At 60.1% G+C, this 13,324-nt stretch carries 17 protein-coding genes and 1 pseudogene; 3 read left to right on the top strand and 15 right to left on the bottom strand.

Annotated elements, in window-relative coordinates; translation table 11 throughout:
* Positions 1 to 242 precede the first annotated feature (242 nt).
* The 4 genes from ABF824_RS03945 to ABF824_RS03930 form a co-directional block, all read right to left on the bottom strand.
* Positions 243 to 572 carry a hypothetical protein gene (locus tag ABF824_RS03945; RefSeq protein ID WP_415486561.1) on the bottom strand — a complete coding sequence of 110 codons (330 nt, stop codon included), beginning with the start codon at positions 570 to 572 and terminating at the stop codon, positions 243 to 245.
* A gap of 170 nt (positions 573 to 742) precedes the next feature.
* The gene (locus tag ABF824_RS03940; protein ID WP_415486559.1) at positions 743 to 1,564 is read right to left on the bottom strand and encodes a hypothetical protein; all 822 of its coding nucleotides are present in this window, start codon (positions 1,562 to 1,564) and stop codon (positions 743 to 745) included.
* Between the two features lie 165 nt (positions 1,565 to 1,729).
* A complete protein-coding gene (locus ABF824_RS03935; RefSeq protein WP_415486557.1) occupies positions 1,730 to 2,263 on the bottom strand; it encodes a DotI/IcmL/TraM family protein in 534 nt (177 codons plus the stop codon).
* A 67-nt stretch (positions 2,264 to 2,330) separates the two neighbouring features.
* Positions 2,331 to 2,684: a hypothetical protein gene (locus tag ABF824_RS03930; protein ID WP_415486556.1), complete on the bottom strand. Its 354-nt coding sequence runs from the start codon at positions 2,682 to 2,684 to the stop codon at positions 2,331 to 2,333.
* Between the two features lie 256 nt (positions 2,685 to 2,940).
* Here ABF824_RS03930 and ABF824_RS03925 point away from each other — a divergent pair.
* Positions 2,941 to 3,207: pseudogene (locus ABF824_RS03925) on the top strand (HU family DNA-binding protein); the annotation flags it as partial.
* Positions 3,208 to 3,541: 334 nt separating this feature from the next.
* On the top strand, positions 3,542 to 4,147 hold the full coding sequence (locus ABF824_RS03920; RefSeq protein ID WP_415486554.1) for a nuclease-related domain-containing protein: 606 nt from the start codon (positions 3,542 to 3,544) through the stop codon (positions 4,145 to 4,147).
* On the opposite strand, the gene ABF824_RS03915 is transcribed toward ABF824_RS03920, so the two are convergent.
* Both ABF824_RS03915 and ABF824_RS03910 read right to left on the bottom strand, forming a co-directional pair.
* Positions 4,139 to 4,504, bottom strand: coding sequence for a hypothetical protein (locus tag ABF824_RS03915; protein WP_415486553.1), 366 nt, complete (start codon positions 4,502 to 4,504; stop codon positions 4,139 to 4,141). The genes ABF824_RS03920 and ABF824_RS03915 overlap by 9 nt on opposite strands.
* Positions 4,501 to 4,875, bottom strand: coding sequence for an ABC transporter substrate-binding protein (locus tag ABF824_RS03910; protein ID WP_415486552.1), 375 nt, complete (start codon positions 4,873 to 4,875; stop codon positions 4,501 to 4,503). Before ABF824_RS03910 ends, ABF824_RS03915 begins: the two co-directional genes overlap by 4 nt.
* A 173-nt stretch (positions 4,876 to 5,048) precedes the next feature.
* Here ABF824_RS03910 and ABF824_RS03905 point away from each other — a divergent pair, with 173 nt between their 5' ends.
* Entirely contained in the window at positions 5,049 to 5,372 is a 324-nt protein-coding gene (locus ABF824_RS03905) for an HU family DNA-binding protein (protein ID WP_415486565.1), read from the top strand.
* A gap of 52 nt (positions 5,373 to 5,424) precedes the next feature.
* Here the strand turns inward: ABF824_RS03905 and ABF824_RS03900 are convergent, their stop codons facing one another.
* The 9 genes from ABF824_RS03900 to ABF824_RS03860 all read right to left on the bottom strand — a co-directional run bounded on the left by ABF824_RS03900 (position 5,425) and on the right by ABF824_RS03860 (position 12,753).
* A complete protein-coding gene (locus ABF824_RS03900) occupies positions 5,425 to 5,736 on the bottom strand; it encodes a hypothetical protein (protein WP_415486551.1) in 312 nt (103 codons plus the stop codon).
* 273 nt (positions 5,737 to 6,009) lie between these two features.
* The gene (locus tag ABF824_RS03895) at positions 6,010 to 6,207 is read right to left on the bottom strand and encodes a hypothetical protein (protein ID WP_415486549.1); all 198 of its coding nucleotides are present in this window, start codon (positions 6,205 to 6,207) and stop codon (positions 6,010 to 6,012) included.
* A 214-nt stretch (positions 6,208 to 6,421) separates the two neighbouring features.
* Entirely contained in the window at positions 6,422 to 7,531 is a 1,110-nt protein-coding gene (gene dinB / locus ABF824_RS03890; RefSeq protein WP_415486547.1) for a DNA polymerase IV, read from the bottom strand.
* 27 nt (positions 7,532 to 7,558) lie between these two features.
* Positions 7,559 to 7,810 (bottom strand): hypothetical protein, encoded by a 252-nt coding sequence (locus ABF824_RS03885; RefSeq protein WP_415486545.1) that lies wholly within the window; start codon positions 7,808 to 7,810, stop codon positions 7,559 to 7,561.
* 115 nt (positions 7,811 to 7,925) lie between these two features.
* Complete coding sequence (locus tag ABF824_RS03880; protein ID WP_415486543.1) at positions 7,926 to 8,807, bottom strand: DNA/RNA non-specific endonuclease; 882 nt, start codon at positions 8,805 to 8,807, stop codon at positions 7,926 to 7,928.
* The gene (locus ABF824_RS03875; RefSeq protein ID WP_415486542.1) at positions 8,804 to 9,022 is read right to left on the bottom strand and encodes a hypothetical protein; all 219 of its coding nucleotides are present in this window, start codon (positions 9,020 to 9,022) and stop codon (positions 8,804 to 8,806) included. Before ABF824_RS03875 ends, ABF824_RS03880 begins: the two co-directional genes overlap by 4 nt.
* Position 9,023: 1 nt before the next feature.
* Complete coding sequence (locus tag ABF824_RS03870; protein WP_415486541.1) at positions 9,024 to 11,081, bottom strand: ATP-dependent helicase; 2,058 nt, start codon at positions 11,079 to 11,081, stop codon at positions 9,024 to 9,026.
* Positions 11,078 to 11,758, bottom strand: coding sequence for a hypothetical protein (locus tag ABF824_RS03865; protein ID WP_415486540.1), 681 nt, complete (start codon positions 11,756 to 11,758; stop codon positions 11,078 to 11,080). Before ABF824_RS03865 ends, ABF824_RS03870 begins: the two co-directional genes overlap by 4 nt.
* Entirely contained in the window at positions 11,755 to 12,753 is a 999-nt protein-coding gene (locus ABF824_RS03860; protein WP_415486538.1) for a DUF3991 domain-containing protein, read from the bottom strand. The genes ABF824_RS03865 and ABF824_RS03860 overlap by 4 nt, the downstream gene beginning before the upstream one ends.
* Positions 12,754 to 13,324 lie beyond the last annotated feature (571 nt).

The following is a 13,324-nucleotide window of genomic DNA, read 5'->3' as shown; positions in this document are numbered from 1 at the left end:
CCCCTCTGATGCGGCGAAGCCGTGTCAGAGGGGTTGAGGAACCGTCCACACTGCCACACCCGAAACATCCTGACGCCAGCAGAAAAGAACGGCGGTGAACCTAAGCCCGAAAGGGGCGAGACACCGTAAGGTGGCTCGACTGAACTTACCGGCTTGGCCGGTTAGTGAAGCTGAGTGAACGAGTGAGCTGCGCGAACGAACCCGAAGGGCGCCCCCAGACATTCTTCATTTCTTCTGTTTTTTCAGAATGCGGAAAATCCCACAAAGTAGAAGTTACTTAATAAAGCGGCGACATAGACACCAATTCCGATAAAGAACAGTAGCAGAGCTGTGCCGTACATACGCTCTGTTGCCGATGCCTTGTTCGACAGGAAGAAGCACACCGCCACGACGACCAGGCCCACCAGATTGATGACCATTCGCAGTCCGACAGCGTTACCACCGCCAATCGTGTCGGCACCCAGTGTACCGGTCAGCGCGATCGCGCCAACAATACCGGCGACACCGCAGCGAAGCAGTTTATTCGAGAACGTCTCGATTTTATCGAAAGTCAGTGTATCTGGCGTGGCCATCTTCTTATATCTCCGAAACATCATCTTTTTATAAATATACGCGCAACCAAACCTGTGCGAGACCAATACATAATGTGCACGAGAGCGACACGATATTACTACTATACTAATCGTGTCGCTACTGGTGTCGGTTGGTTATGTTACTATCCCCTCGACGCCTTGGAGTAATTTCAGAACGGAATCCGGTCGGGGTCGGTTCGGCAGAACAGATCCATGGCAGACCGTCCCGTTTCGGCCGCCCGTCGGCGCAGACGCTTCCATAGGTTCCGATCGCGACGTCCGCGTCGCCTCGTATCGGCTTCGGCCCGCCAGACGTTGCGCAGGGCACTGCGGATTTCGGGGAAGCGACGCGACGCCCACGCGATGCTCTCGCGGCGCGGATTACGGCACAGGCCCAGTTCGTCGATGGCCTGTATGAAGCTGATCTGGCCGCCCCAAGGTTCGAGCCAGATGGCTACGCCATCGGCCTGCCCTTTCGAGGGCCTGCGCAGCAGAAGATGCACACCGCTACTGGCCAGATGATGCCAGCGGGGTGCAATTTCCGCATGGCCCTTGAGCGCATCAAAATTGCCTGTCAGATTCCAGTCTGTGACAGCCTGCGCAACACCGTCCCCCTGATGCCACAGACGTACGAGGGGCTGGTGGTCGTCTGGGCCGCCACAGGAAAAGACGCCGTAGAGATCACAGAAATACACGCACTGGCCGCGCTCCCAGCGGGCCAGCGTCGGGTCGTCGCTGCAATCATAGAACTCGAAGCCTCGCACGCCGACGTCGGGATGCGCAGCGGCGATGCGATCGCCGTGGTAGCGCAGAAGGCCCCCCACACCGTTGTAGCAGACGATTTCAAGGGAACCGTCTTCGGCGAAGATGACGTCCTTCACGGTGTCGTCGCCTGTCTTGAGACGCGCGTCGATCTGGCGCAGCCTGTCCGGGTGTCCGGTGACGATGATGGAAGATGTAACGGTAACGCCCATGGCGAAGATCCTTTCCATTATAATCTCCATCCTCGCGGGCATAGACGCTGTGGTGGGGCAATGACGCGCGAACAGCGCGGCCCCGCAGGGGCGGATCATTGCGGCGCTACAGCGGCCTATGGCGCGGCTTTCTGCGTGCGCGTCTTCCTTTTGAACTTTCGTTTTAGATAGCGGCTTCGATGCCTAACTGACGTCTCTGACTGTCAGCTCAGAGATGAGCTGCCGTCCGTCCGCCCCGCGTATGATCTTCGCATTCATTTGAAACCGGCGTTCGCTCCAATGGTCAGTCGCCAGACATTTCTGAGCAAAGGTGAGCTGGAAGCCATTCCTGCTTTCCGGACCTTTGCGAACATCGCCAACCTCGCAGGCAAGCTTTCCCTTTTGAATGGAGCTGATATTTCCATCACGAATGAACGTATCAACGAACGCGTTCCATCCTGACCGCGTAAAATGTTGCCCTGCCGCCGTCATTTGATCACTGACATGAATATAGTCCAGCGTGTAGGGTGTGAGAGCAGCATGTTCAATATCAGTCATAGGCTGCTCAGCTTTTCCTCCAGCTTGCTGGAAGGAAGACTTGTCGGGTGTTTGCGCCGTTGCCGAACTACAGATGATCAGGGATATGAAGGCTGCAAGACACGCGCGTTTACATACTCCATACGGAAACGATGAACTCCGCCTGATCTCATTCTGTTCAGTGTTCGTATTAACAATCATCACATTGACCTCCATCCGGGTGTTGATGGCTAGTGTCAGAGGACAGCGTGCGACTGAAAAGGATGTTTTAGCGGCTTTCTTGCAATTGGATAACTTCGATCCCATTATGAAATACTTCTGCCACGGTATCCTCCTGCGCGACCGTGGTGCTCCAATGCACGATGCTCTCACCACCAAGCAGGAGCGTAGCCAATTCCAGCTCCCACTCCAGCGCGCCTGCACGACCTCGGGTGGGCGAGACAAACAGCGCCGTTCCTTCGACCGGATCCGCGTCCGCGTTCCATGTAGTCCAAAGAATATCCGCGCTCAGAGGATCAGCAACATCGTGTCGATCCACGCGCACGATCTTCTCGCTAAATGCTTCGACAAGCACTTCGCTCGGGGCGTGCAGTTTGTCCGGCACAGAAAAGATCATGCTCACATTGGTATCTCGAAGCTGTTTATTCGGATCGATGCACGATTTTCGCGCCCCCGCATGTAAAGTCCGTAAACGTGGCATTCCGTGTCGTCCAGTTACCCGTCCTGACCTGGAAAACTTTCCAGTATCTCCGGCGTCGGTTTGCGTGACGAGCGCTCCTATGCGGGCCGTCTCATCAACGCGGAGACATAGTGACCCCTTCACCAGAGTTGTGGCATGACCAAAGCCTAATGCGAGCCGTACAGGACAGGAAGACGATATGAGCAAGGCGTTCATTGCAGCAGTGCTGCAAGATTCCATGGAGAGCACCGGGGTTGCCGCAAACAAGGCGGCCGAGGACCTGATCGAGGCAATTGTCAACCAGATCGAAGAGACCGGCAGTTTTACCCTGCCAAGTTTCGGCACCTTCACCCTGCGCGAGACTTCTGCGCGCAAGGCTCTCAATCCACGTACCGGCGAGGAAGTCTGGGTCGAGGCCGGGCGCACAGTACGCTTCAAGGCATCGCCTGTGCTGAAGGAACGGGTGACGCCCGCCAAGCCTAAAGCCGCCAGAGGGCCTACGAAGAAGAAGGCTGAACCTGTAAAGGTCGCCGCCAGCGCAGCGAAAAAGACCGGCGCTCCGGCGAAGACGCGGGCCACGCGCCCCACGAAGCCAACTGAGGCTCCGCAGGATGCCCCCGTTAAAGCGCGTCGCGGACGCCCGAAGAAACAGGGCTGACTGCCTCCTTTTCGAACGCCTTTTTTTCGCTGTGTCTGAAACAGGCACAGTCGCACGCGGGCATGACAGACTCTTCCTTGCCACCCCGGAAAGGAGACTTCATGCCCGCCCCCTACCCTCTACTTCCAATCGTGTCTCTCTGATGGTGCGGATCCAACGCCGCCCAAAGGGCGCGCCAAGCCGCCGCGTGCGCACCGATAGCGCCCATGCGGCGTGGCAGGCACTGCGCGCCGATATCAAGGGAGCGAAAGGCGAGAGCATCGTTCGCGAGACCCTTGCGTCATGTGGTCTCCCGGCCCTTCATGATGTGCAGCTTCCCAGTGTCACCGGACAGGGGTTTACGCAGATCGACCATCTGGTCCTGCTCCCCGATGCCGTCATGGTAATCGAGACCAAGCATTACGCCGGACGCCTCTCCGGTCACACGGCAGATCGCTGGTGGCGCCAGCGTCTGGGGTGCGAGAAAGACGGGCGTCTGGTGCTCAGCCCGCTTTATCAGAACGCGGGCCACTGCGCCGCCGTGCGCGCCGTGGCGGCCCCGATTGCTCTGGATTTTCAGGTGGTGTCGCGTGTCGTGCTGACCGGATCGGCCGAGACCGATCCAGCCCTCACAGAATGCCTGCTCAAACCCGAGACGCTCGCGGGTGAGATAAGGGCCGCAGCGACACGCGCGCCCCATGCGTCACGGACACGCATATGGGAACACCTCGTCGCCGCGCAGCGGAAACGCCCTGTGACGTCAGCCTGAGACGTCTTCCCCGCGCAGGAAGTCGATATGCTCATCGAGCGTCGCCTGCTCGAGTTCGAGGGGCGCATCATCGCCCTCACCGAACTCCTCATCAAGCGTTTCGTCATCACCCGGCTCACCGCTGATGATGTCGAACACGCGGTCGTCGTCCTCAGAGATATAGCCGATTTTCACCGCCATACCGTTTTTGAGGTGGATCCAGTCAGCCGCTTCCTCGGACTCAAATTCGTCATCATCATCCTGCGCGTCCGCCCGGCTGGACTGCACACCCACGAACTGCCCCGGAAGGCTCTTCCGGATAGCGTCGATGAACTGCTGTGTCGGCTTACGGAACGGTCCCTTGGTATCCAGGCTCATTTGTTTAGCGCCCTGCAATCCGAGGCCGCATGATGACTCAGGCCCAGCCGCACGTTTCCATTGCTGTCACCGATCAGCTCGCAGCGATACCAGTGAGAATGCTCGCCGTCGTGACCTTCCTTGCCCAGATAGAGGACCTGACCGTCATCACCGGTCGCGGACGTAATGGCGTAGCCCTCGTCGAGAAGCGCCGTCAGGCTTTTGTCGGACGTTGCCTCGAACGTCGTGGTGATCCGGGTCTTCGAGACCATTTCCGCGCGACCTGAGCCGAAACCGCCGCCCATAGGACGCTCGACCGGTCCGGCCGCCAGAGCCACGCTGCTCGATGATGCCGCCAGCAATGCCAGCCAGGCCAGGAAACTCTTCTTCATTTTCAGTCCTCTCGGAGCGACCAGCATCCCGATGACGCTGCGCACGATCCGTCGTAGCGGCGATGCGTGCGACTGAAATCAGTCGTTCTCCGTATTCGCCGCAATCATGCCACGGCATCATGGTCGTCTGGTGGCAGGCTATTAAACAGTTGCGGTCATAACGTCATTTTCATCTGCCGTCCTGTGACCAGGTCCGGCCCGCTGTCAATCAGGAGAACTCTATGCACACATCTGATCTTATTGCCGCCATCGCCGACCCTTCCGGCCTGAGCAGGACCGACGCAAAAAAGGCCCTGGACGCCACCTTTGAGGTCATCACCAATGTGGTCAAAGAAGGTGATGCGGTTGCCGTGAAGGATTTTGGCAAATTCGATCTGCGTGAACGCGCCGCGCGCAAGGGACGCAACCCGCAGACGGGTGAGACGATCGACATCGCCGCCTCACGTAGCCTCGGCTTTACAGCCGCCAAGGCGCTCAAGGACGCGCTGGCGTCCTGAAGGGCAAACGGGAAGAGAGACCCAAGGGTCTCTCCCCACGTGTCAGATTTTGTCAATTGATGCGGTAGCACTCGGACTCAGCGATCTTGCGCTCAGCAAGACCACCAGGCGTTTCGATGCCGCAGAGGATGTAGTGGCCGTCCTTGACGATGGTCGCCGTCGGGCCGCCCATACCAAATCCCGCAGAAACAAGCTTTGCACCGCTATTTATGAGATCAGTCAGAGACTGATTGACCGGCTCCCACGTCGTCGCCACGCGCAGAGGTTTACCCGAGGGAGCGCCACGATCTTCGTCCGCACGAGCAGCATATCCACAGGACAGCGCGAGTAGACCGGCGATGAGGACCGCAGATGTTCTTTTCATCGAATTATCCCTTCTGTTTTTCAGAACAGAAAGACCAGACGCCTGATTCACTCGTCCTGACAAGGGGTTTCGGTGCCTGCCTTGTTGCATTCGGCACAGGGAATTCCCTTTTTTATCGTAGTCATGTTGGGTCTCTCTACCCACCGGGACTCCCATCCGCATCGCGAGCAGACAAAGAGCGCGACCATGGTCATCCCGGGTGAATAGACGCACCCGTGATCACCTACATCAACTGCATGAGCCAGGAGCCGAGGCGCGGTCCCGGTAGACGTTTCATGGAAGGGCGACCAGCGACGATTGTGTCGGTGCCACCACCACGTATATCAAACCAAGCACCATGAAGCCTGCGAGAGCGGCGGTGAGCCATGTGTGTCGTTTCGACGTGACGAAGCCACAGATAAAAAACCAGATCGCACCAGCGACCAGGATGCCGTGCTGAAACGCCATCAGATCGGAGCCGGCTTCGATCATTGTGCCACCTCGTATCCGACGTGGAAGGAACAGGAGCGGCATGATGATGTGGTTACGGCTCCAGCAAAACGACTGGCGCTGAAATAGAACCTGAGCGACGCACATGGCATGGAATGCCTCCACTGAAATGAAATACGTTGAAATGTCCGAAGCCATCCCAACGTCGAGCAATACGCCGTTCGTCTGCGACTGAACCGGGTTTGCGACGGATCTATTATTTTTCGAAGAGCCCCAGTTGTCCCTTGTGGGCCACATCGTTTTCAACGAGAGCCGACAGGGTCAGACCGACAAGACGCACGGGTCTCGCCAGCGGAAACAGCGTCTGCAGGGCCAGACACCCCAGCGTCACCAGTTCGCGCTCATCCGTCACCGGATCGGCCACAGAGCGGGCGCGGGTCACCTGCTGGAAATCGGCGTATTTCACCTTGACCGTCACGGTGCGGCCGGTCAGCTGACGTTTCGTGCAGGACGCCCAAAGCTTGGCGGCAATCGTCTCCAGCGCCGTCTGAAGCTCATCGGGCGAGGCCACGTCCCGCTCGAAGGTGGTTTCCGTGCCGATGGATTTGCGCTGGCGATCCGGATTGACCGGCCGGTTGTCGATGCCGCGCGAGATCCCGTAATAGAACTCGGCAGCACTGCCAAAATGCCCCCGCAGGGCCTCGAGCGGCCACGCCCGCAGATCCTCGCCTGTGTGAATGCCAAGGGCGTGCATCTTTCTGGCCGTCGCCGGACCGATGCCGTGGAACTTCTCGACCGGCAGCGCCGCTACAAACATCGGACCCTGTTTCGGGGTGATGACGAAAAGACCGTCGGGCTTGTTCTGATCGGACGCCAGTTTCGCCAGAAACCGGTTGTAGGACACGCCGGCCGAAGCGGTCAGGCCTGTCTCCTTTCGGATGTCCGCGCGGATCGCCTCGGCGATCGCGGTGGCTGACCCGAAACCCTCAAGATGGTCCGTCACATCAAGTGACGCTTCGTCCAGCGCCAACGGCTGAATCAACGGCGTATAACGCGCAAACACCGCGTGGATCTGCGCCGAGACGGCGCGATAGATCTCGAAGCGAGGCGGCACGAAGATCAGATCTGGACACTGGCGCCGGGCTACGATCGACGGCATGGCTGAACGCACACCGAAACGTCGCGCCTCATAGCTGGCCGCCGCCACAACGCCACGCGCTTCTTCCCGGCCGACCGCAAGCGGCCGCCCATGTAAGGCCGGATCATCACGCTGCTCGATGGAGGCGTAGAAAGCGTCCATGTCGATGTGCAGAATGCGGCGCTGGCCGTCATGTGGACGAGGTGTAACGGCCCCAGGGTCCTGCAATAGAACGAATTACTAAATGCAATACATTTACCATTCGTCGATCAGAATCACTACGTCAGGATCAGACCGCAAAATGTCATGCGGACCAGGTTCACCAGCCAGTGCTACACAATTTTTCGGTGCACTAATATCTTCTGGCCAACCAACTAATAGAACAACCTGGCGATCAAATGCGTTTCCCGTTTTTTCAGCATATTCTGTTGCTTGAGCGACAGTGAATCGTAGTAAATTAATACCTGAATTTCCCAGACTCGTGTGCAAATTATCAATATACCTCACGTTCCTCTCCACTCTTCTCGTCCGTTATCACTCCGACAGAATATCAGCTCTACGAGCAAAATTGCAAAAAAGCACAAGTTTGGCGCACAGCGTGTCGATGAATGTGCGCGCGCGCTCACTCATCCCGCATCGCCTTCACCAACTCACGCAACGCCTTCTGCACTTTGGGCGCGGCCCACTCGCGCAGAAGCCCGCGCGCGCTGGCGTCGTGCTCGATCGCATAAGGACTATCTCCAATCGGCGGCATCGCCATCACGTGGTCTTTCTCTGTTGCCGGCACACCCGGAAACGGGTCGATCCGCACAAGCTGGGTGAGCAGGGCGACCGAGATGACGCGGCATTGCGGCGTTGTGGTATTGAGACACACGTACACCCCGGTGCCCTCGGCGACCGGATCGTAGATCGCCTTCCATGTCAGCGCTGGGACCGGAATCCGGTCCGGCCCGATGGTCCGGTCATCATCAGGATCGTAGCCCGGTCCGGTGACGACATAGAGTTCACCGTCACGGTCCGCGAGACCGCGCACTGCACTCTCCACCCCGACCCAGGCACCCCGGTTCAATTCCGATGTCTGAGGCACAATATTGGAGAGCGCATAGGTCTCTTCCTGCCACGACAGGCCTGCTTCGTCTCCAGACGGCACCATATGCCCGCGGTCCCAGCCAGATGATTTGAAGTCAGCGAGTTCAGCCCGCATGCTGAGCGGAAGCCGCCCATCGGGATAGAAACTGCCGCGCCGGGGCGTGCTCCCCGCCACTTCCAAATTCTCCTCGGAGAGATACTCCGCCGCCCAGAGCGGTCCGCGCGTACGCTCGGAATCCAGCACCGCGTAGCCATGGCTGCACAGCATTACGGTGCCGCTGCGCAGGGTCTCGTCCACGACCGCGGGGGGTATTCCGCCCGGAAACTGCGGGGCGCAGGAGATGACCTCGGCGTGGGCGACCGAAGGCAGCGAAAGGCCGAGCACAAGCCCCGCGAGAACTGACGCACGGTTCATGCCGACGGCCTCTTCGCCGTGGCTCCATCCTTCCGTTCGCCCCTCTCCCGATGTTCGGAACAGAACCAGTGCATGCCGCCCCGAGGGTGGTCGAACCCGAAAGGCGCGCCCTTGCCGCAGGTCTCGCAGTCATGCGCCCAGCCCGAGCGCGTCCGATGGACGGGCTTACCCTGAGCGGCCTGATCGAGAGGGAGTGAATAACCGTTGTCGCTCATCTCAGAACCCCAGCCCCAATGCGTCCATCTGCGCCCGCGCGCGCTGCCACGACGGGCTCAGCCCCTGTCCGGTTACCTCCCCCTGCTGCGCTTTACGTAACCAGCCAGCGTGACGATGCTCGAGCGGGATCTCGTCGACAAAACCACAGCGATCCGAGCGCATCCCGTGCCGGAACCCGGCCCAGGTGATGGTCGCGCGATACATCGCCCGCGTCAGCGCCACATAAGCCAGACGGCGCTCTTCCTCGTAATTGCGCTCTCCCATGCCGGGAAATACCGCCTCCTCCCAGCCAGGCAGAAACACATGCCCGAATTCGAGCCCCTTGGCGCGGTGCATGGTCATCAGCTGCACCCTGTCTCCACCTGTTTCTTTCGGTCCCGAGGTCGCAAGCGCCGCGTGTTCCAGAAGATCCTGTGTACGGACAAACCCTTCACTGAGTGTGACCAGCTCATTGAGATTGCCCAGTGCGTCTTCGGCTTCGTCAGTGCCCAGCTCGCGCAACATGCTTTTGTAGCCCGTCTTGTCCACGAGAAGCTCGATGCGCTCACACAGACGCAGCTCAGCATCCATGCCGATCAGCCTTACGGCCTGGCAGAACTCCGTCAGGCTCGCCTTAACTTTGGCCGGGAGCGCCGTATGCTCCACGGCATCGAACAGGCTCAAACCACGGGCGAGAGCTTCCCTTTCGATTTCCCCCAGTCCTTTGGCGCCAAGGCCACGTTTGGGGAGGTTGGCCACACGGCGAAACGCCTCGTCGGACTGACGAGACTCAGGGCAGCCGGAGAGAACCAGAAGGGCGAGCGCGTCCTTGACCACGGCCCGGTGATAGAAACCCACGTCGCCGATGATCTCATAGGGTATGCGGGCATGTAGCAAAGCCTCTTCCAGTGCCCGGGAGAGTCTGTTCTGGCGGTAAATGATCGCCATATCGCGCCAGGCCACGCCATCGGCCGCCCGGCATCCCATCTCGGCGGCGATCCCATGCGCTTCCGCCTCGCCGGATCCGTAGTCCACCACCTCGATCAGCTCGCCAGCATCGCGCTTCGTATAGAGCGTCTTGGGGATGCGACCCTCGTCAAAAGCGATCACCGCATTGGCGGCGGCAAGAATACGCCCGGTAGAGCGGAAGTTCTCTTCCAGTTTGACCAGTGTTGCGCCGGGAAAGGTCTTCTGGAAATTGCGAATGAAAGAAATCTTCGCGCCACGCCAGGAATAAATGCTCTGCGAGTCATCACCGACACAGAAGAGTTCGCCGGAATGCTCCGACATCAGTTTCAGCCAAAGCATCTGGCCGTGATTGACGTCCTGAAATTCATCGGCGAGCACGGCCGTAAACCGCTCGGACCAGCGCCGACGGTAGCTTTTGTCATTGAGAAGCGCCAGCGTCGGCCACATCAGGAGATCGCCGAAGTCCGCCGCATTCTGCTCACGCAGGGTCGCCTGATACAGACCGTAGAGCCTGACCGCGAAGTTCCAGCCTTCCTCGTCCGCCCATTTATGCGCCGCCCGACGCCGCGCCAGCAGGGCCGCCACCCACGACCAGGCCTCCTCGGAACGCACGAGTTCGTCCTTCATGTGCCCGATCCGCTCGGCCATTTTCCTGATCTGGCGGGCGTCACAGCGTTTGCCATCCTCGGGCACCGGCACTTCATGTTCCGGCAGCCCCTTCATGATCCTGCGGATAATGGCCAGACTGTCGTCCGCGTCGCGGATATCGAAGCCTGACCGCAGATGGGCCACCTCGGGCTCGGCGCGCAGCTGGCGGGCACCGAGACCATGGAATGTGCCCAGCCAGGTCGGCGCCTGCCCCTCGCCCAGCGCACCGGTGATCCGCTCACGCATCTCGGCGGCCGCCTTGTTGGTGAAGGTCACGCACAGGATCCGCGCCGGCAGCATACCGCGCGCCCGGATACGGGTGGCGACACCTGCGGTCAGGGTCTTGGTCTTGCCCGTTCCAGCACCAGCAAGGACCAGAACCCGTCCCTCGGCGAGCGCGGCGTCGCGCTGGGACGGTGTGAGAGGCTCAAGGATCGCGGCCAGTCCCGCCTGCGCGCTCACCGGATCCGCTCCGCGTTGAGGATACGCTCACAGGCCGGGTCCACCCGCACGACATGCTCGTTCTCCACCAGCACGATCATCGGGCGAAACGTCGAGAACCCGACCAGTTCGTCGATCCATGTGCCATCGAGCACGAGAGCCGCCGCCTGGTAATCGTCCTCACCAATCCACACAAGCTGCCGGGGGACATGAAATTCGTCTTCGGCCGCCCTGCCCTGCCCGTAAACGCGCTGGACATGGGCTGCCCAGACCTGTCTCGCCTCAGCGCTGGCAGCGAACAACAGGCAGAGACGGGATGCGATGAACAGGTTCTGGACCGTATTGTCACCGCACGGCACAACACCGGCTGAAGGAAATACCTGACCGATTACCTCTGGCCGATACTCGATTTCGAGATTCTGCGCCTTCCAGCCGTCAATCACGCCAATCTGCTCATCTTCAGTGAATATGCGGAACACTCCCTCGGTATCCCACCCCGTTCGCCCGGTATGTGTTCCTCCAATGATGAGACCCCGAACATCGGTCAGACCGTCGGTGCAGGACAGATAGTGACGCGGGTGCCCGGCAAGGCCGGTCTTCGTCCACAGGGCGCGTCCTCTTTCATGTCGGAACCACGCATCAAGGGTCGCGGCCTCCCAGGGAAGCACGCGGTCCAGAGGATCGGATGTCAGGGTCATGCTGCGTTTTCCTTATGGTTGGCACGTTTGTCCTGAAGGACACGGTTCCAGTCGTTGAGGTTGGCATCGGGGGAGAGGCGCATGGCCAACAGTCCCAGCTCCTCAGCCATTGCGATGTAGTTCTGGGCGTAACGGTCGCCCTGACCGTCGGCATCCACGGCGGCGATCACGCGCCCCTGCGCCTGCGGGAGTGCGGCCATCAGCGCCTTGAGTTCCGCCCAGGCGTCCGGTCCGAGGCCGCCTGCGGTGGAGACGTAGAGCGTGCCCTGCCGGAAAACGGCATGGTCGAGCGCGGCAAACGACAGGGCGTCGATCGCGCTCTCACAGATGACCAGACGACGCAGAGGGCGCGTCCCTTCGTCCGCCCGGAAACGGAACAGCCGCTTGCCGCCACCACCCGAGGAGAAACCCCGGTATTCCGGGCCGCGCATCTCCATCCCGGTCAGCGCTCCGTTGTTGTCGTGGTGGGCAAACCAAGCGGTCCCCTTGATGCCCTCGCGCAGGACGCCCTGGCGGGCCACGTGCGCGAGGAGACCTTCAGGCAGGGCGCGGGTGAGCGTGAGGTAAGTCCAAGCGGCCGATCCGCGCGCAAGCACCGGGTGACGGTTCCACATCACCGAGGGATCGCGGCGCGGACGCTCCTCGCCGGGCGCGTGCTCGTAGGTCGCGCCGGTTGGAGCGACGCCGAGCAGTCCGCGCAGTTCCTGCCGCGCCTGACCGAGCGACATCCCCGGATTGAGGAAGCGCACCAGGTCGATGACCGAACCCTTCGCACCCTTGTCGGTCGCGTTATGGTGCGGCGACCACCAGCCGCGACCGCCATGGTTGACGACAATACTTTCGCCTTTACCACGACGATACTTCTGGTTGTTCTTACTGCTTTCCGTCTTATCAAGCCTGTAACCGGCCTTCTCAAGAACGACCTCGCAGCGGATTTCTTCACGAAACCGCACGAGTTCCTCGCGGGCCTGCTCATCGGTCTGACGCTGGATCATCGGAGATCTCCGCTGCTGATACATCCTGAATACAAGAAAAGGTTAGTACAGAACGCGCACCACTCCAAGTAAATAAAGGCCGAAATAAACGACTTTATTTGCATAAAAAGACACCGTACTGTATTGACGGAACGACCACAGAATATTGTTTTTCTTGTTCGTCCTGCGGGGGTTCGGGGGCAGCGCAGCCCCCGATGTTGCCGCTGAAAGGGGTCGGGGTCTGACGTTTTTCTCGTCCCGTCCTGCCAACGCCACGACGTCCGCGAGCCCGAGGTGTCAAGACCGGTGGAATGCAGGCAAGCGAGGTGGGGATGCGGGCAGCGCGGGGCGTAGCCCTGCGATGAACGCAGCCACGCCTTGTCGCCGCGTGCGTTCCTGAGCCCGAAGGGTTGTCTTGAGACCTCGGGCTCGTGGATGTCATCCTGGCCGCATGACGGCGAGGTCAGACCCCGGCCCCGTGCCACCCCCGCCTGCGGGGGTGGTTGAAGCGGCAACCGGACAGAACACACCATGACAGACCTCTCCCACAGGAAACGAGGTCACATCATGCGGGCGTGCCGTGCGACTGAAC

This window comes from Acetobacter sp., assembly GCF_047721705.1.
Lineage (GTDB): Bacteria > Pseudomonadota > Alphaproteobacteria > Acetobacterales > Acetobacteraceae > Acetobacter.
The sequence above is the reverse complement of the archived record's forward strand: the minus strand, read 5'-3'. Positions and strand labels throughout refer to the sequence as shown.